Below are 17765 nucleotides of genomic sequence, written 5' to 3'. Positions count from 1 at the left end.
CCTACTCCCTACTCCCTATTTACTATTCACTACTCCCCCCTCATCACTTCACAATCTTACCTATCTCAACCTTAGCATCCGGCTTGGTGGTCATAATGCCCGTTGTTAAAATGGTATCACCTACTTTCAAACCCCGGGTTACTTCTACCCTTGCAGAATCGCGGGTGCCAATCTCCACATCACTGAACAGCGCTTTACCGTCGCGATATAAAATAACCTGCTTGCCTTTTATGGTAGGTACTACCGACTGAGACGGAACAAATATGGCATTCGTATTAGCAGCAAAACCGAGTTTTACTTTTGCAAATGCACCAGGTACGAGGGCGCCGGTAGCTCCATTTACGCGGGCTCTCACCAGGAGACTACGGTTGGTAATACCAACATTCGATTCGGTGGCATAAACCCTGGCAGTATACTCTTTGTCACTACCCTGTACAGTGAAATTCACTAACTGACCATTCTCAATACTACCGATATATTTCTCAGGAATGGAAAAGTCGAGCTTCAGATCACTTACCTGGTTGATGGTTGCAATAACATCTGCAGGCGATACATAAGCGCCCGGGCTTACGTTTCTAAGTCCCAGCTTACCATTGAAAGGTGCGCGAATCTCCGTGCGATAGATCTGTGTTTTGATCACGTCGATATCAGCACGGATATTATTGAGATTAAGGAGGGTAATATCATAATCATTACGGCTGATGCCTTGTATTTCCAGCAAACGGGACGCCCTGTTTTCATTGCTTTGCGCAATAGCCAACTGGGACTGCAGCTTTTTTAACTGCGCCTGCAAGTCGCCATCATATATTTTAGCCAGTAATGCGCCCTTTCCTACAGACTTGCCTTCAGCGATATTTATTTGTACAATACGACCGGATACTTCGGGCCGTATTTCGGTTACCTCGTTGGCCACAATGGAGCCGGGTACTTCTATTACATCCGCAAAAGATTGGGTAGAAACAATGTAAGCCTCCAGCTTAGGAGCGGTACGTTGTTGGGAGGGCTTTGATTTTGCCTCTTGCTTTTTAGAACCACATGCGGCAAAAAGACAGGCAATCGTTGCACTGATTATAGTTTGGTGAACATATTTCGGGATCATCAAATATCGTTATGCCTTAAAATTAAGTACGTAATCAACATAAGACGCCAAAAAATAAAAATTCCTGCTTAGAATAGTATTTTTTAGTAGAACATACCCGGCAATTTCAGCAATTAAAATATTAGAAAATATTCTATCCTATTAAATCGTACCGGTCAGGAGTTATCCCCGTTTATGTATTTGAGCTATTTTGTACAGCAATGCGGTTTTGCAGGCTTTCCATTCACTTTCAATAATAGAGAAAACAACAGTGTCCCGGTAGGAGCCATCGGGCATCAGTTGGTGGTTTCTTAAAACACCGTCCTGTTTTGCGCCCAGACGGGCAATAGCATTCCTCGAAGCAAAATTATACCAGTTGGTGCGAAACTCAACGGCAATGGCTTTCAGCGCTTCGAAGGCGTACTGAAGCAAAAGGAGTTTGCATTCGGAGTTCACATAGGTTTTTTGATAAGATTTTGCATACCAGGTATACCCGATTTCAACTCTTTTATGCTCACCAACCCCGTTTGCAAACCTTGTTGTACCAATAATTTTATTGATCCTTTTATCTACAACAACAAAAGGCAAAGCCGTATCGTTCTTAAAATCAGCTAAAGCTTTGTTTAAATAGGCATCAATAGTTGCTTCAGAGGGAACACTTGTAAACCACAACTCCCAGAGGTTCCCGTCACTCGCAGCAGCAACAAGGGCATCCCTGTGCTCCCGTTGTAAAGGAATCAATTTTACATTATCCGTTTCTAGAACCTCCTCATTCAACCACTTCATAGCACTTGTTTACTAATGACCTATTAACTACTTCCTACTCCCTATTCACTATTCACCACTCACTCCTTCTTGCTAACCACCGATAAATTATGCTTGATCCTATTGGCTTTATGCAGCAGATCGGCTTTCTCGTTGCTCATAATGGTTACGTGACCCATTTTACGGCCGGGCTTGGTTTCCGCTTTGCCATAAATATGAAAAAATGCATTCTCAATTTTCAGCATTTCTTCCAATCCTTCATAATGCGCTGTACCGCTATGCCCTTCGGCACCAATAATATTTTGCATAAGAGAAGACTGAATAGGATCGGTAGCGCCCAGCGGATATTGCAGCATTACCCTCCATAACATATCAAATTGTGAACTGTAATGTGCTTCAATAGTATGATGCCCGCTATTATGCACCCTTGGCGCCATTTCATTTACTAAAACATCCCCCTCAGGAGTTACAAACATTTCTACAGCAAAAATTCCCGGCGACTTAAGGTTCTTTACCGATGCCAGGGCAATAGCTTCGGCTTTATAATACACTTCTTTTGAAATTTCAGCAGGACAAAGCTGGAAAGCCAGCAAATTCAGGCTGGTATCAAATACCATTTCTACTGCGGGATATAATGCCATTTTACCGTCCACACCTACCGCAATCATCATGGCTATTTCTTTTGCTATATCCACTTTCTTTTCTAAAACGCTTAGTGCATCAAATCCTTTGGTGATCTCGCTTTCATTGTTGATCACCTGCACACCCTTGCCGTCATAACCACCTTCAGCCAGTTTATGTACTGCAGGTAAAAATTCAGTATGCTGCGCCAGGTCATCAATATTATGTGTCAATACATAGGGGGAAGTAGGAATCTGGTGTTCGGTATAGTAACTTTTCTGTGTAGCCTTATTGCAAATAATTTTCAGAACCGCCGGTTTGGGGAAAATGGTCTTTCCCTCCTGCTCCAGCTTTTCCAGGGCTTCAATATTCACATTCTCTATTTCTATGGTAATGGCATCCAGGTCTTTACCAAAATTGTATACGTCATCAAAGTTTTTAATATCGCCTTTGGTAAAGTGATGGCAGAGATGAGCCGCCGGGCTATGAGTATCATTCTCCAGCACATAAGTGGTTACAGGGTAGTTAGCTGCGGCTTGTAAAAGCATTCTACCTAATTGCCCGCCGCCCAAAATTCCTATTTTTTGCATGCCGCAAAGATAGGTATGCAGCAGGTTTGGCGGGCTGCCATTTATAACATTTACTTAGGCAAACTTTGCCGGTTAACTGTTAAATTTGCAGACAGTGAATCAGGATGCATCAAAATAGCAAATATTGGGCCCGATAAATAACTGAATCGTTGATTTTCAGCAATTCAGCTTCCGGACGACTCCCGTATTATTGCTTTGTTATTGACTTTGAGCACTCCTGTTTTATCTTTTAAAACGGGCAATTTATCTCAGATGATGAAAAATATTTTTTGGATTATCCTTGTTTTTCTCGGTAGCTTACAAGTGCAGGCACAAACTTCAGCGCCTTCTTTCAGTAATACAGCCACTTCTTCCTTTGTCAGTTATCAAATGGGGTTTCAACGGCCCCGCGAGTCCTTTGCCCGCAAAGAGGCTAATTTAAAGGCCTTATTTGAGGCTAAAAACCTTAAATGGCCTGCCCGATACATGTATATCCGCTCGTTTAAATACGACAGTCAACTGGAAGTATGGGTAAAAAATACAGTTACCGAGCCCTATAAATTACTAAAAATCTATAAGGTTTGTGCGCTGGTAGGCACGTTAGGGCCGAAGAGATTTGAGGGTGACTACCAGGTACCCGAAGGATTTTATCATATCAACGAGTTTAACCCCAATAGCGCTTATTACTTATCGTTGGGGCTTAACTATCCCAATGCTTCAGATCGTGTATTAAGCGATCCGGTAAAACCGGGAGGAGATATTTATATACATGGAGGTTGCGCTACGGTGGGTTGTATCCCCATTAAAGACGACCAGATTGACGAATTATATGTTTTAACGGCCAGCAGCAAATCAGTTGGACTGGACTTTATACCGGTGCACATCTTCCCTATTAAGTACGATGTAAAGAAAAGCTACGAATACCTGGGTAAGTTAACAAAAGACAACCAGCAACTGAAAGAATTTTCAGACGTTATGGAAGACGCCTATGATTATTTTGAGCAGTATAAACAGATCCCTATTGTAATGATTAAAGACAATGGGCAATATGTGGTTAGCAATGCATTACCTAAAGTACCAAAATTTCAACCTAAGCTTCGGCCGGTCAGCCATCACAAGCCCCTGGTACGTAACGTAGAGTTTGTAGCAGATGCAGTTGCCAAATGGCCTGAATATCCCGGTGGTGGCGATGCTTATGCTGCATTTTTAAAACAGGTGGGAAAGGATATGGTGAAGGCTTTTCCTGATAGCGTTAGCCGGGCTTACGCACAGGTAGAGTTTATTGTTGATAAAGATGGAACGCCTGTTAACTTTAAAGTGTTAAAAGGCGTGGATACTTACTTTAATGCAGTACTGATAGAGCAAATGGAAAAAATGGCCAAATGGTCCCCTGCTATCTACCGCGAAAAACCGGTAGCCAAGAAAATGGTGCAGACAGTGCCCGTGGGATTTGATTAAGTAATTTTTACTGAAAGATAGATTAAGCGCGACGGGATAACGTTGCGCTTTTTTATGCACCGGCAAGTTGAACATTAAGCTTACACCACCCGCCGCAAAACACCCCATCATTGACTTGTTCACACCTTAATCTAAAGGTTGCCCCTTAGTACATTTGTGGTAACAAAATCATTTATTAAAACAACAAGTATGAGCCAGCAAATTTTTATCAACCTGCCTGTAAAAGATCTTCAACAATCAATGAGTTTTTATACGGCTATAGGATTTAACAACAACCCCCAGTTTACCGATGATAAAGCTGCCTGCATGGTGGTAAGCGACACCATCTTCGTAATGCTGTTAACACACGAACGTTTTAGCGATTTTACTTCCAAAGAAATCGCCGATACCAAAAAAACAGTCGCGGTTTTAAACGCCCTTTCTGTTACCAGTCCTGAAGCCTTGAACGAGCTGGTCAACAAAGCCATTGAAGCCGGAGGCAATGAATATGCCGAACAAAAAGATTATGGTTTTATGCAGCAGCGTTGTTTTGAAGACCTGGATGGACATAACTGGGAGATCACTTATATGGACATGAGCCAGTTTCCAAAGTAAGCAACAATAAATTGTTACAAAAAAGGCTGCCCGTGTAGAGAAGCCTTTTTTGTTTAGAACTTTATCGTCTTATTACTTTTAAACATGAAGGTATTAAGGAGGGATATACATCAGGAATAACCTTAACTATCCTTAACTCCTTCATGTTTTACAACAACTCCCTGATTCACAAAAAGGTCGACAAATAGTAAATCTTTTACATTGACTTTTACGGCCTCAGCTCCAATACCAGGTTAGACATAGGCCGAAGCGCCATAGAATCCTGTAGCGGAATCTTTACATCGGTAACCACATCCCTGCCGATTGCAAAGCCATTCAGTCTTTCTGCAAACCGGCCCAAACCAAGGGTAAAAGCTTTATCATTGGTATTCATAATGCACATCACGCTTTGTTGCGCATCATACCTGAAATAAACATATACACCATCATAAGGAACAAACTGCATTAGTTTACCGGTTTTAATAGCCGATGAACTTTTCCTGAAATGGGCCAGCTTCCTGATATAATCAAATACCTGGTTTTCTTTGGCTGTTCGGCCGGCCGCTGTAAACTTATTGTGTTGATCTCCCTTCCAGCCTCCGGGAAAGTCCAGCCTTACATAGCCGTCATTCGGCGAGGTAGTGCCTGCCATTAATATTTCATTACCGTAGTACATTTGCGGTATGCCCCTGCTGGTGAGTAACCAGGCAAAAGCAGTCTTATACTTGGCAGTATCCTCGTTCACTACGCTGTAAAACCTTGCGATATCGTGGTTATCTAAAAATACTACCTGGCGCATCGGATCTTTATATAAGAAATCCTGGGCTAATGTAGTGTATAGTTTATTTACACCGTCCGTCCAGCCAAAAGGCTGTGTTAATGCGGGTTGTATACCATAAAACAAGGTTTGAAAATCGGTGGTAGCCTGTAAATTGCTTTTAAAAGGCACTTCGTAATTATTCTCACAAAAATAACTTTGATTGGGTACGCCATGCACCCATGTTTCTCCGAATATGGTCAGCTTTGGAAAATCATTATATAACGCCTGGTTACACTTGTTCATAAAAGGTAGGTCGTTATAGGCATAAGTGTCAATACGCCAGCCATCAATACCAAACTCTTCCACCGTCCAAATGGCATGTTGTATTAAGAACTGCTGTACCATTTCATTACTCTGGTCCCAATCGGGCATAGACGGCACAAACCACCCATCAGACATTAATTTTTTATCAGCAGCCGAGGCATAAGGATCAAACACTACCTGGTCTTTATAACTGGTTTGCGTAAACCTGGGCCAGCGGTGAAACCAGCTGCTATCCGGCTGGTCTTTAAATAAAAAATGACTGGTGCCTATATGGTTATATACCGCATCCTGTATAATCTTCATCCCCTTTGCATGCGCTGCAACCACCAATTCGAGGTAAGCCTGCTCGCCTCCTATCCTTCTTTCTATTTTATAATGGTCGGTAAAAGCATAACCGTGCTCGGTTCGATCGGGCATGTCGTTCTCTATAACCGGGTTTAGCCAGATGGCGGTTACACCCAGGTCCTGCAGGTAATCCAGGTGATTTTGCACTCCTTTCAAATCACCACCATGCCGGTTGAACACCGTATCCCGTCTCAGGCTTTGATCCCGCATTCCTTTTACCCTGTCGTTGCTTTCATCACCATTACTAAAGCGGTCGGGCATGATCAGGTACATCAGGTCTTCGGAAGTCACCCCTTTTGCATAAGCAGTGCCATTGCCTGTACGACGTGGCTTCAGCTCATACTTCAGGCCTTTTTTGCCCACAAAAGGTAAAGTGATCCAGCCCGGTTGCGCATTGCCGGCAATTTCCAGGTCAAAGAAAATATAGTTGCTGTTAGCCACTCGCTTTATTTGCTTCAAATGCACGCCCGGCGCCAGTTGCATGCCTTCAGGTTTCATTTTAACCATCGGTACGGTAGCAGCAACTTTATCACCCCTTACCATAAGTTGCAGCTGATTCCACTGCATACCGGTCCACCAATGAGTGGGATAAACGGCTACCGACTGCGCCTGTACCCAGCCAGTCCAGCACAATAATATCAGCATTAAAACCAACCTGTTCATTATACTTTTTAGTTTAATTGACAACTTATTTATCTGATAATTTTATAAACAATACATATACCGCCCCTATCAGCATCAACACACCGGCTGCTACCAGGTAATATATGGCATGGCTATGAAAAAGTTTGCTTACAATGGGACCACCGATCAATCCGTTAATGATCTGGGGTATTACAATAAAGAAATTAAAAATGCCCATATAAATACCCATCTTGCGTTGAGGAATGCTTTCGATTAACATTGCGTAAGGCATCGCTAATATACTGGCCCAGGCAAAACCAATGCCCAGCATACTGATCCATAAAAGACTGGTATCTTTTATAAAGAAAAGCGAGATCAAACCTAAGCCACCGCTGGCCAGGGCCAGTGCATGGGTTTGTTTTTTACCGATCTTAGCCGCCAGCGGTATCAGTACAAACGCAAAAGGAATCGCAAAGAAATTATACCAGCCAAATAAGGACCCCACAAAGTCGCCGGCTTTATTAAAAGCTGCTGAATGGGTATCATCCGGCTGCAGTCCGAAATGATGGGTGGCAATGGCACTGGTGGTGAATACCCACATAGAAAATAAAGCAAACCAGGAAAAGAACTGCACTATACCTAACTTTTTCATATTAGCAGGTATGTTCGCAAAATCCTTAAACATATCAGAGAAACTGGCTTTGGCTTCTGCATGATGATCTTCGCCCGAAAAAGCAGCAAGCTCCGCCGGGGTATATTCTTTGGTGGTAGCTATCGTATATAAAATAGCAGCCAACAGTATGGCGGCCCCTACGTAAAAGGAATAGATCACATTTAAAGGCACAAAACCAGCTGCAGCAATATTGGACACACCCATCGAGGTTAGTATAGCCGGTAAAGAGGAACCAATAACAGCTCCAATACCAATCAATATCGTTTGTACACTAAAGCCCACCGTGCCCTGCTCTTTGGGTAACATATCTCCCACCAGGGCCCTGAACGGTTCCATGGAAATATTCACCGAAGCGTCCATTAATGTAAGAAATGCTACAGCCAGCAACAATACGTTGGCCGTAAAAAAATGAGTCACACTGGCGGAGTTGGGCAAAAACACCAGTCCTAATGCACAAAGAATGGCTCCTATTAAAAAATAAGGTTTACGTCTCCCCATCGCGCCCCAGGTATTATCGCCCATATGACCTATAATGGGCTGCACAATTAAACCGGTTATAGGCGCTACCAGCCAGAACCAGGATAGCTGGTGCACATCAGCGCCAAAGTTGGCTAATATCCGGCTGGCATTACTATTTTGTAAACCAAAGGCCATTTGTATACCTAAAAATCCCATGCTCATATTAATAATCTGAGCAATGGATAATCGCGGCTTCTGTGCAGAAGTAACTTCGGAAATTGGAGACATTGCAATCGTTTTAAAGCACAAATATATGCATTATGTATTTAGTACACATTAAAAAAAGGCAATAAAAAAACCTCCCGCCAGGCGGAAGGTTATATTTTATATTACATAACCGTTAGGGAATACAGCTCCCTTCCGGGTTACGATAATGCCATCTTTTACGGTATATAATTCTGTTTCGGTGTTGGCCAGGTGCGGACCTCCATTTAAACGCACATCATCGCCTATACGACAGTTTTTATCGATGATACAATTGCGCAGGTAGCATCGCTTTCCAATACCAATCGGCGGCAAGCCTTTATTCTGGTCATTGTTGATATCATCAATCGTTTCATAATAATCGCTACCCATAATATAGCAGCTTACTACGGTTGAACCATAGCCAATGCGCGACCTGATGCCGATCACGCTATGCTCAATGCGGGAAGCGTTGATGATACAACCATCTGCAATCACCGTTTTTTCGAGGGTAGTGCCACTTATTTTAGCCGGTGGCAGCATACGCGGGCGGGTATAGATCGATTTTGTATTATCGAAAAGATTAAACTCAGGAATATCGGCAGTTAATTCCAGGTTGGCCTCGAAGAAGGAATAGATGGTTCCAATATCGGTCCAGTAACCTTCGTACTGATAGCTGGCCACTTTATACTCGCTGATAGAGGAAGGAATGATTTCCTTACCAAAGTCTGTGGTGTCCGGGTGAATCTTTAATAACAGGTCAAGTAACAACTGCCTGTTGAAAACATATATACCCATAGAGGCCAGGTAATTCCTTCCTTTTGCCTGCATAGCAGGGCCCGTATCACTCACCCACTCGCCCAGGATATCTTTGGAAGGCTTTTCAATAAAAGAACTGATCAGGCTTTCTTCGTCCACTTTCAAAATACCAAACTCAGGCGCTTCCCGGTCACCAACAGGTATGGTAGCAATCGAAATATCGGCCCCGGTAGCTTTATGGTTTTCGATCATTTTATTGAAATCCATCTGGTACAACTGGTCTCCCGAAAGAATCAGCACATATTCGCTGGGGAAAGCCGAGAGATGTCGTAAACATTGCCTTACCGCATCGGCAGTACCCTGGTACCAGGCTGGGTTATCGGGTGTTTGTTCTGCTGCAAGTATATCTACAAACGCAGTACTAAAAGCGCTGAACCGGTACGTGTTCTTAATATGCCTGTTTAAAGAAGCTGAATTGTATTGCGTTAATACAAACATCCGGTTAATATCGGAGTTAATGCAGTTGGAGATGGGAATATCCACCAACCTGTACTTACCGGCTATTGGCACCGCAGGTTTTGACCTGCTGCTCGTTAAAGGAGCAAGTCTGCTTCCGGCCCCCCCTCCTAAAATCATTGCGATAACTTCCTGCGAGATACTCATAAGTATATTTTTTTAAAGTTTGTTCTTTTATAGTTCGACAGCAATATTATATTTTATAATACTGATTCATATAGTTCCAGGTACTTCTGGGCAGAGGAAGTCCAGCTGTGGTTAATCCCCATCATCTTTTCCCTGATCTTTTTAAACTGGGCAGGTTTATTGTCGTAAAGATCGATAGCCCGGCCCACCGCGTACGCAATATCCCCCACGCTCGATTGTTCCATGGTTATACCAAACCCACCCGGAGCACCATAATCTATTACGGTATCTTTTAATCCACCCACGTTCCGCACCATAGGTACGGTACCATAACGCAACGCATATAGCTGGTTCAGGCCACATGGCTCTACCCTGCTGGGCATTAATAAAAAGTCGGAGCCAGCGTAAATCAAATGGCTCAGCGATTCGCTATAACCGATATAGGTGTTTACATACCCTTTCAAAGTCTTGTTCATATCCACCAAAGCCGCTTCTACATAAGGATTACCCGAACCCAGGATGAGGAAGGAGGCTTTACCCCCGTATTGGTATACCGACTGACTGATACCTTCCGGTAACAGATCGGCTGCTTTTTCATCTACCAGTCTTCCTATAAAACTGATCAAAGGCTTTTTAGGGTCAAGACCAAATTGTTTGGTGAGTTCTGCTTTATGTGCTGCCTTACCTGCTGTTACAGTTGTAGCATCATAGCCCTTCAAAAGGAACGGATCTGTAGCCGGATTCCATACTTCGGTATCGATACCATTGATAATGCCGCTGCATTTTCCTCTTTCGTATTCAAATAAAGCCTCTAGCCCTGCTGCAGATTGCCGCAATTCTTCCATATAATTCGGGCTCACCGTAGTCACTTTCCAGGCGCATTTTACAGCCGAAGCCATGGGATTGATCAGGTTATTCCAATCCAGGTAGCCCCAGTTTACAGTATCATAAGCAGGGATCATATAATATTTATCCCAGCTAAACTGTCCCTGGTACTGCCCGTTATGTATGGTAAAAATGGTAGGAATATCTGCTAACTGATGCCTGAACGCATGTACATATTTACAGAAGAATGGAATAAAGCCAGCCTGGTGGTCGTGGCAGTGAATAATATCCGGCTTATCCTGCCAGCGGCTCAGCCAATCGCAAACAGCCAGCTGAAAAGAAATAAACCTTTCGGCATCATCGTCATAACCATAAATCTTTTCGCGATCCAGCACACCATTAATATCTACCAGGTACAAATCAAAACCTAATTTACCGGTCTTTTCTTTGATAACACTATATTTAAACCAGTGGTTCCCCAGTACCTGTCCGCCCTCATGCACCAGCTCCCATTCATTATCATACAAAAATTTGGTACGATACATAGGCATCACCACTTTCGCTACATGGCCCAATTCGTTTTGGTATTTGGGGAGCGCTCCAACAACGTCACCAAGTCCACCTGCTTTAGCCATAGGATAACACTCTGCAGATACGTGCACAATTTCCATATATTACATCTTACGTTTCAACTAATGTAGGAAGAAAATATGAACTAACATCATTTTATGCAAACATATTTAACCTGATAAAAATCACCGCTAATGTGAATGGTTTATTTTATATTTACCCATTAAATAAGAACTGAAAAATCAATTTTGCTATATGAATAAAAGCTCAACCCAATGGGGTCAGTTTATATCCCTTGTCACTGTTTTTTTCTTCTGGGGGTTTGTGGCAGCCAGTAACGATATTCTAATTCCTGTATTTAAAGAGGCCTTTGACTTAACCCAGGGGCAAAGCCAGTTAGTAGCAGTTGCATTTTACGTGGCATATACTGTTGGCTCCGTAATTTACATGATCATCTCCCTGGCAATAGGGAAAGACCTGGTTAACAAAATAGGTTATAAAAACGCGCTGGTACTAGGGCTTGTGGTATCTGCGCTTGGCACCATTTTATTCTATCCTGCCGCTAATACCGGGTCCTTTGCGTTAATGTTATCCGGCTTATTTATAGTTGGCCTGGGCTTCTCACTTCAGCAAACTGTTGCTAATCCGCTGGCTATTGCGTTGGGTCCTGAGAAAACAGGGTCACAAAGGCTAACATTGGCTGGCGGTATCAATAATTTTGGAACAACCATCGGCCCGCTAATTGTAAGCTTTGCTATTTTTGGCTCGGCAACCAACTCGGATACAACGGCAAGTATTGAAAGTGTTAAAATTCCTTATCTATGCCTGGGCGTTGCCTTTCTGCTGGTAGCCATCTTTTTAAAATTCTCAAAAGTGCCTAACAAACCGGAGGTTGAAGAAGCGGCAACTGATGGAACCCATTACGAAAATGTGATCTCCAGGAAGTCTGCTCTTCATTATCCTCAATTAGTTTTAGGCATGTTAGCCATTTTTGTGTATGTAGGCGTTGAGGTTTCAACAGCCAGTAATTTGCCTGCGTATATGGAAAAGGACCTGGGGTTTTCTGTTAAAGACGTAGCTCCGTACATCTCACTCTATTGGGCAAGCATGATGATCGGACGCTGGTCGGGCGCTGTAGAAGCTTTTAATCTAAGCAAACCGACAGAGAAATTTGTAAAATTAATTGCGCCCTATCTTGCTTTTAGCGTTTTCTTACTGGTAAATTTTATCGCCGGACACGACTTGGGGGCTTTTTACATTTATGCTGCGATCATCCTGGTTTTGATTGCTGCCGACTACATGAGCCAGGGAAGTCCGGTGAGAATGCTGCTTATTTTCGCTATACTGGGAATTATTGCTACGGCAATAGGAATGGCTACGACCGGCATGGTTAGCGTTTATGCATTTACCAGCGTGGGCCTTTTCTGCAGCACTTTATGGCCTTGTATCTTTACTTTGGCATTGGCCGGACTGGGCAAGAGCACGAGCCAGGGAAGTAGTTTCCTTGTAATGATGATTATGGGTGGTGGTATTGTAAGCTGGCTGCAAGGTGTAATCGCAGATTCCACTTCTATACATTATAGTTACATTGTGGGCATTGTTTGCTTCGCCTATTTGGCATTTTATGCAATTAGAGTGAAAAGCATTCTGAAATCACAGGGAATTAGCTATGATAGCCAGGTGAGCGGCGGACACTAAGAAAAAAAATGTGTGGATATAACACATCTAAGTATTTTTACGCCTGATTCATTATCATTATAATAACAAAAACTTAATTCGAACTAATGGGCATATATGATTTATCAAATGAGATGGTGATTGGCATTGATATAGGTGGCACTAATACCAAATATGGATTGGTCAACCACCGTGGACAGATATTTGATAAAGGTGATATCAAGACGGATGGTTATGCAACTATTGAAGAGTATGTAGATGCACTACACTCGGCTATTTATCCATTGATCCAGAAATTTGAAAAAGACTACCAGTTAAAAGGTATCGGTGTTGGGGCTCCTAACGGTAATTACTACACAGGGTCTATCGAATATGCACCTAACCTGCCCTGGAAAGGAACCCTGGAAATTGCCAACCTGATCAGCAAAAAATTTGGCGTTCCCTGCACCCTCACCAATGACGCCAATGCAGCGGCCATGGGCGAAATGATGTATGGAGCAGCACGTGGCAAGAAAGATTTTATCATGATCACCCTGGGTACCGGTGTTGGAAGCGGTATTGTTTGTAATGGTCAGGTGGTATATGGCCATGACGGCTTTGCCGGCGAACTGGGACATGTGATTGTGCGCCCCGGTGGACGTAAACATTACAGCACCGGAGCACATGGCTCTCTTGAAGCTTATTGTTCGGCCACCGGTATTACAGTAACCGCCAAAAAATTAAGAGCCGAAAACCCTGATTCAATATTAAATAATATACCTGAAGAGCAGGTAGATTCCAAATCGGTATTTGATGCAGCCGAAAAAGGTGATGCGGTAGCAAAAGAGGTATTCCGTTATACAGGACAAATATTAGGCGAAGCTTTAGCCAATTTTATCATGTTCTCTTCTCCTGAAGTAATCGTACTATTCGGCGGCGTAATCAAAGCAGGCGACTATATCATGAAGCCGACAAAGGAGCATATGGAGAAAAACCTCCTGCCTATTTTCCAGAATAAAGTGAAATTGGTATTTAGCGAATTGAAAGAAGCCGATGCCGCTATATTGGGCGCTAGTGCGCTGGTTTGGGAGCAGTGAGAAAAAAGCTAGTGGGGGTTTAGGAAGTAGCTAGTAGGGTATAGCAAGTGGTTAGGAGGTTTAAGATTTAAAGTTTAAGGTTTAATATTTGAAAACCTCTGCGCCTCCGCTCCTCTGCGTGCTTTGCGTGAAACAAAAAAGCTAGTAGGGAGTTGCAAGTAGTTGGTAAGTTTGAAGTTTAATATTTAAGGTTTAAAACCTCCGCACCTCCATTACTCTGCAAACGCTGTGGAAAGAAAAGCTAGTAGCAAGTAAAGTTAATATACCAAAGGAACGATTCACTACTCACTGTTCACCACTCGTTATTCACCATTCACTTTTCATTATTCACTCCCATGGCTTACAAAATCCCCGCTCAAACCCGTATCGGGCATGTACATTTAAAAGTATCCGACCTGCAAAAGTCACTTGATTTTTATGTGGGCCTGCTGGGTTTTGAAATAACCACTTTATATGGCTCCCAGGCAGCCTTTATTTCCGCCGGTGGCTATCACCATCATATAGGTTTAAACACCTGGCATAGCCTGGGTGGTAAACCCGCGCCCGAAACCGCACCCGGATTGTATCATACGGCTATCCTGTATCCCACCCGCAAGGATCTGGCGGTAGCCCTGCAAAGACTGATCGACGCCGGTTATCCCCTCAGCGGCGCAGCCGATCACGGTGTATCTGAAGCATTATATCTGGATGATCCCGATGGCAATGGCGTAGAACTCTATTGGGACAGACCCCAGGAAGAATGGCCTTCCAAACCAGATGGTTCATTGGATATGTACACCCAAAGGCTGGACTTGGACGGACTACTGAAGGAAGTTAATAGCTAGAATATTCGTGTGGAATGGCTCATGGCAATATAGCGACGAACTATTTACCATGAACCATTAACTCTCGTTCCCTACGGCACAATCGCTTCTATGCTGTATATCTGCCATCCTATCGAAAAATTACCTGTAATAGTAACATACACTTCCCAACCATCAACAACCGCATAAAATTTGTCTACATTTATCGTACCCGGCGAATGCGAGTAGCTGCTCATATAAACAGGGCTGCCGCCATTGCGTGCAATAGTGGGCGTGGTATACAGCTGACCGGGTAAATAAGTGATCTGGGCAGTAAAACTACTTCCGTAAATAGTTTCGGTTTTTGTTTTTACTACAGGGGTTTGGGCCGATGCGTTAAAAATAAACAAGCCCACCAGCAGGGTAGTCAGCAAAAAGATTTTCGTTTTCATACCTATTACTTTTAAATGTTTTGCGAATACTTAAAGATAGATCGCATCAACACAAAAAAGTACAACATGCGCAACCGGTTGCACCTGCATGAAAGAATTTCCTCGCTCATGGATAACTGGTCAATATGTGCCGGCTATAAACCATCAACCATGAACCATCAACCTAGCCACTACTACACCAACATCTTCTTGCTCTGCTCCCATTCCTTCCTGCCAAGGCCGGGAAATACATGTCTTTCGCTATGGTAAGACGAACGCACCAACGGACCGCTTTCTACATAGTCGATGCCCATTTCATAACCGGCATCTTTATAGTAAGCAAATTCATCGGGATGTACAAAACGTTGTACCGGTAAATGCTTTTGAGTAGGTTGCAGGTACTGGCCAATGGTTACTACATCGCAGCCATTGTCTTTTAAATCCTGCATGGTTTGCACTACTTCTTCTTTGGTTTCACCCAGGCCGAGCATGATACCGCTTTTAGTACGGATGCCACCCTCTTTCAGCGTACGGATCACTTCCATGCTGCGCCAGTACTTGGCCTGTATGCGCACCTGGCGGGTGAGGCGTTCTACGGTTTCTATATTATGAGAAATCACCTCGGGCGCTGCAGCCATAACGGTTTGAATATCTTCTTTTTTACCCTTGAAATCAGGGATCAGCGTTTCCAGCGTAGTACCTGGATTCAGGACTTTCACCGCTTTAATCGTATTATGCCATATCTCAGCGCCCCCATCTTTCAATTCGTCTCTGTCCACCGATGTAATTACGGCATGTTTTACCTTCATCAGGTAAATGGCTTCTGCTACACGTTGAGGCTCATCATAATCTACTGCCAGCGGCCGGCCGGTAGCCACCGCACAAAAGCCGCAGCTGCGGGTGCAAATATTACCCAGTATCATAAAAGTAGCCGTACCGGCGCCCCAGCACTCGCCCATATTAGGGCAATTGCCGCTCTCACAAATCGTATGTAATTTATGCGTATCCACCAGCCCGCGTACATGCTTATACTCCTCACCTATCGGTAATTTTACGCGTAGCCAATCTGGTTTTTTGATCTTTGTTGTAACAGGTAATTCCGTCATAATGCGAAAATAATGCTTTTAAGCTGAAAGCCGTTCTGCTGTCTGTTTGGGGCTCTCAACTGTCAATATATCCCGACTCTGCTCCGTCCCTTCCAGGCTACGGCCCCTTCGGGGCTAAACCTTCCAGGCACGGCAGCCTTTGTACTAACAATAAAGGGCAGCAGTTGTTCGCTGTGATAAATCGCCCCGAGGCAACAATAGGCTTTTATACCCGGCAAGATAAAAAAACTACCAGTAGCTTAGTAAGCTGCCTTTTGCAGAACAGGCAGGGGAGAAAAAAGCTTGAAAAAATAAATAACCAGCAAAAACTGTGTATACCCATATACGGCATCTTCTACCGGAATGGTCAGCATTCTTATGTTCAATATTTCGTGCGGATTATAGTTCACAACAGGTGCTTCCAAACCCGTGCCTGTTAAAACCCCATTCACCACAAAAAAGCCCGGCATCAAACAAAAATACATAAGAGAAGCTTCTCCAATCCACTCCACTTTTGCAATAAAATGGAGAAAGATCATAGTTAAGGTGGCTGCCACAGCAGTTACCAGTGTGTACAACTGGAAATGATGCAACAGCGCGATCAATATACAGCCAACACAGGTAGCAAACACGATCATATTATTAAATCCATTAGCCCAGCTGATATCAAAGAATTTGCGCAGACAGAAATAAGTAAACGTACAGGAAAAAGGGATACAAATAAAAAACAGCCATTCTTCAACAGGCAAACCGGCTAACAAGACACCAATTGTATAATCTTTATTGAACCACCAAACGCCTCTTGCCGTAAACCATATATCCCAGGCAATAAAAGGAATAGCTGTGAGCACTGCAGCAACAGCAAAGGCTTTAAAATACTGGTCAAAACGAATACGCTTATCGAACGAAAATATAAAACAGATAATTACCGTAAAAATATTGATCAACAAATAAGTATACTGCTGCATTACTGGCTTTTCTTAAAATACATTTTAAAATATTTGACCGGTACCCACAAAAAACCAAAACATTCCCCCTCGTGCTTATCAATATGCTTGTGATGCTGTTTATGCGCCCGGCGAATAGCAAGAAAGTAGGGATTTTGCGTATGCCTGAATATTTTAACACGCTGGTGTATAAATATATCATGTACGAAAAAGTAGGACATGCCATATAAAAAAATACCCAGGCCAATATAAAACACAGCGCTGAAACCGTTTCTCACGCCGAAATACAGTAATATAATGGTAGGTATGGCAAAGATCACAAAAAACCAGTCGTTTCTTTCGAGGTCGCCATTATGGCTATGATCGTGATGATCGCGATGCAGGATCCATAAAACCCCATGCATAATATACTTATGAATGAGCCAGGTAGCCCCTTCCATTAAAACAAACGTGACCAGTACAATCAAAACATTCACAGC

16 protein-coding genes are annotated in these 17765 nt (G+C 43.2%); 5 read left to right on the top strand and 11 right to left on the bottom strand.

Translation table 11 applies throughout. The features are described from left to right. Nucleotides 1–43: 43 nt before the first annotated feature. From ACLOAU_RS21755 to ACLOAU_RS21745, 3 genes are all read right to left on the bottom strand, one after another. A complete protein-coding gene (locus ACLOAU_RS21755; RefSeq protein ID WP_427864015.1) occupies nt 44–1099 on the bottom strand; it encodes an efflux RND transporter periplasmic adaptor subunit in 1056 nt (351 codons plus the stop codon). 162 nt (nt 1100–1261) lie between these two features. Continuing rightward, nucleotides 1262–1864 (bottom strand): GNAT family N-acetyltransferase, encoded by a 603-nt coding sequence (locus ACLOAU_RS21750; RefSeq protein WP_427864014.1) that lies wholly within the window; start codon nt 1862–1864, stop codon nt 1262–1264. A gap of 59 nt (nt 1865–1923) precedes the next feature. Further along, a complete protein-coding gene (locus ACLOAU_RS21745; protein WP_427864013.1) occupies nt 1924–3054 on the bottom strand; it encodes a 5-(carboxyamino)imidazole ribonucleotide synthase in 1131 nt (376 codons plus the stop codon). A 252-nt stretch (nt 3055–3306) separates the two neighbouring features. On the opposite strand from ACLOAU_RS21745, the gene ACLOAU_RS21740 reads away from it, so the two are divergent. Together ACLOAU_RS21740 and ACLOAU_RS21735 are read left to right on the top strand one after the other, a co-directional pair. Beyond that, complete coding sequence (locus ACLOAU_RS21740; RefSeq protein WP_427864012.1) at nt 3307–4491, top strand: L,D-transpeptidase family protein; 1185 nt, start codon at nt 3307–3309, stop codon at nt 4489–4491. Between the two features lie 189 nt (nt 4492–4680). Next, entirely contained in the window at nt 4681–5085 is a 405-nt protein-coding gene (locus tag ACLOAU_RS21735; RefSeq protein ID WP_427864011.1) for a VOC family protein, read from the top strand. A 208-nt stretch (nt 5086–5293) separates the two neighbouring features. Here the strand turns inward: ACLOAU_RS21735 and ACLOAU_RS21730 are convergent, their stop codons facing one another. The 4 genes from ACLOAU_RS21730 to ACLOAU_RS21715 all read right to left on the bottom strand — a co-directional run bounded on the left by ACLOAU_RS21730 (nt 5294) and on the right by ACLOAU_RS21715 (nt 11389). Next, complete coding sequence (locus ACLOAU_RS21730; protein WP_427864010.1) at nt 5294–7156, bottom strand: alpha-amylase family glycosyl hydrolase; 1863 nt, start codon at nt 7154–7156, stop codon at nt 5294–5296. A 25-nt stretch (nt 7157–7181) separates the two neighbouring features. Continuing rightward, nucleotides 7182–8537: an MFS transporter gene (locus tag ACLOAU_RS21725; protein WP_427864009.1), complete on the bottom strand. Its 1356-nt coding sequence runs from the start codon at nt 8535–8537 to the stop codon at nt 7182–7184. Nucleotides 8538–8633: 96 nt separating this feature from the next. Continuing rightward, nucleotides 8634–9914, bottom strand: a complete 1281-nt coding sequence (locus ACLOAU_RS21720; protein ID WP_427864008.1) for a glucose-1-phosphate adenylyltransferase — start codon at nt 9912–9914, stop codon at nt 8634–8636. A gap of 53 nt (nt 9915–9967) precedes the next feature. Further along, entirely contained in the window at nt 9968–11389 is a 1422-nt protein-coding gene (locus ACLOAU_RS21715) for a glycogen synthase (RefSeq protein ID WP_427864007.1), read from the bottom strand. 154 nt (nt 11390–11543) lie between these two features. Here ACLOAU_RS21715 and ACLOAU_RS21710 point away from each other — a divergent pair, with 154 nt between their 5' ends. The 3 genes from ACLOAU_RS21710 (at nt 11544) to ACLOAU_RS21700 (ending at nt 14865) form a co-directional block, all read left to right on the top strand. Next, nucleotides 11544–12986 (top strand): MFS transporter, encoded by a 1443-nt coding sequence (locus ACLOAU_RS21710; RefSeq protein WP_427864006.1) that lies wholly within the window; start codon nt 11544–11546, stop codon nt 12984–12986. Between the two features lie 86 nt (nt 12987–13072). Then, a complete protein-coding gene (locus ACLOAU_RS21705) occupies nt 13073–14041 on the top strand; it encodes an ROK family protein (protein ID WP_427864005.1) in 969 nt (322 codons plus the stop codon). Between the two features lie 335 nt (nt 14042–14376). Further along, on the top strand, nt 14377–14865 hold the full coding sequence (locus ACLOAU_RS21700; RefSeq protein ID WP_427864004.1) for a VOC family protein: 489 nt from the start codon (nt 14377–14379) through the stop codon (nt 14863–14865). A 71-nt stretch (nt 14866–14936) separates the two neighbouring features. On the opposite strand, the gene ACLOAU_RS21695 is transcribed toward ACLOAU_RS21700, so the two are convergent. The 4 genes from ACLOAU_RS21695 to ACLOAU_RS21680 all read right to left on the bottom strand — a co-directional run bounded on the left by ACLOAU_RS21695 (nt 14937) and on the right by ACLOAU_RS21680 (nt 17762). After that, nucleotides 14937–15275, bottom strand: coding sequence for a hypothetical protein (locus ACLOAU_RS21695; protein WP_427864003.1), 339 nt, complete (start codon nt 15273–15275; stop codon nt 14937–14939). Nucleotides 15276–15448: 173 nt separating this feature from the next. Further along, nucleotides 15449–16360, bottom strand: a complete 912-nt coding sequence (gene lipA, locus ACLOAU_RS21690) for a lipoyl synthase (protein WP_427864002.1) — start codon at nt 16358–16360, stop codon at nt 15449–15451. A 239-nt stretch (nt 16361–16599) separates the two neighbouring features. Continuing rightward, complete coding sequence (locus ACLOAU_RS21685) at nt 16600–17307, bottom strand: lycopene cyclase domain-containing protein (protein WP_427864001.1); 708 nt, start codon at nt 17305–17307, stop codon at nt 16600–16602. Continuing rightward, nucleotides 17307–17762 (bottom strand): sterol desaturase family protein, encoded by a 456-nt coding sequence (locus tag ACLOAU_RS21680; RefSeq protein WP_427864000.1) that lies wholly within the window; start codon nt 17760–17762, stop codon nt 17307–17309. The genes ACLOAU_RS21685 and ACLOAU_RS21680 overlap by 1 nt, the downstream gene beginning before the upstream one ends. Nucleotides 17763–17765: the final 3 nt, after the last annotated feature.

It is taken from the genome of Paraniabella aurantiaca, assembly GCF_050309965.1.
In the GTDB taxonomy this organism is placed as follows: domain Bacteria; phylum Bacteroidota; class Bacteroidia; order Chitinophagales; family Chitinophagaceae; genus Niabella.
The sequence above is the reverse complement of the archived record's forward strand: the minus strand, read 5'-3'. Positions and strand labels throughout refer to the sequence as shown.

Bases quoted from the DNA above. Each gene is read 5' to 3' on its own strand.
- ACLOAU_RS21705 (WP_427864005.1), top strand. From the start codon at position 13,073: ATGGGCATATATGATTTATCAAATGAGATGGTGATTGGCATTGATATA.
- ACLOAU_RS21730 (WP_427864010.1), bottom strand. From the start codon at position 7,156: ATGAACAGGTTGGTTTTAATGCTGATATTATTGTGCTGGACTGGCTGG.
- ACLOAU_RS21725 (WP_427864009.1), bottom strand. From the start codon at position 8,537: ATGTCTCCAATTTCCGAAGTTACTTCTGCACAGAAGCCGCGATTATCC.
- ACLOAU_RS21740 (WP_427864012.1), top strand. From the start codon at position 3,307: ATGATGAAAAATATTTTTTGGATTATCCTTGTTTTTCTCGGTAGCTTA.
- ACLOAU_RS21750 (WP_427864014.1), bottom strand. From the start codon at position 1,864: ATGAAGTGGTTGAATGAGGAGGTTCTAGAAACGGATAATGTAAAATTG.
- ACLOAU_RS21695 (WP_427864003.1), bottom strand. From the start codon at position 15,275: ATGAAAACGAAAATCTTTTTGCTGACTACCCTGCTGGTGGGCTTGTTT.
- ACLOAU_RS21720 (WP_427864008.1), bottom strand. From the start codon at position 9,914: ATGAGTATCTCGCAGGAAGTTATCGCAATGATTTTAGGAGGGGGGGCC.
- ACLOAU_RS21735 (WP_427864011.1), top strand. From the start codon at position 4,681: ATGAGCCAGCAAATTTTTATCAACCTGCCTGTAAAAGATCTTCAACAA.
- ACLOAU_RS21755 (WP_427864015.1), bottom strand. From the start codon at position 1,099: ATGATCCCGAAATATGTTCACCAAACTATAATCAGTGCAACGATTGCC.
- ACLOAU_RS21715 (WP_427864007.1), bottom strand. From the start codon at position 11,389: ATGGAAATTGTGCACGTATCTGCAGAGTGTTATCCTATGGCTAAAGCA.
- ACLOAU_RS21700 (WP_427864004.1), top strand. From the start codon at position 14,377: ATGGCTTACAAAATCCCCGCTCAAACCCGTATCGGGCATGTACATTTA.
- lipA (WP_427864002.1), bottom strand. From the start codon at position 16,360: ATGACGGAATTACCTGTTACAACAAAGATCAAAAAACCAGATTGGCTA.
- ACLOAU_RS21710 (WP_427864006.1), top strand. From the start codon at position 11,544: ATGAATAAAAGCTCAACCCAATGGGGTCAGTTTATATCCCTTGTCACT.
- ACLOAU_RS21685 (WP_427864001.1), bottom strand. From the start codon at position 17,307: ATGCAGCAGTATACTTATTTGTTGATCAATATTTTTACGGTAATTATC.
- ACLOAU_RS21745 (WP_427864013.1), bottom strand. From the start codon at position 3,054: ATGCAAAAAATAGGAATTTTGGGCGGCGGGCAATTAGGTAGAATGCTT.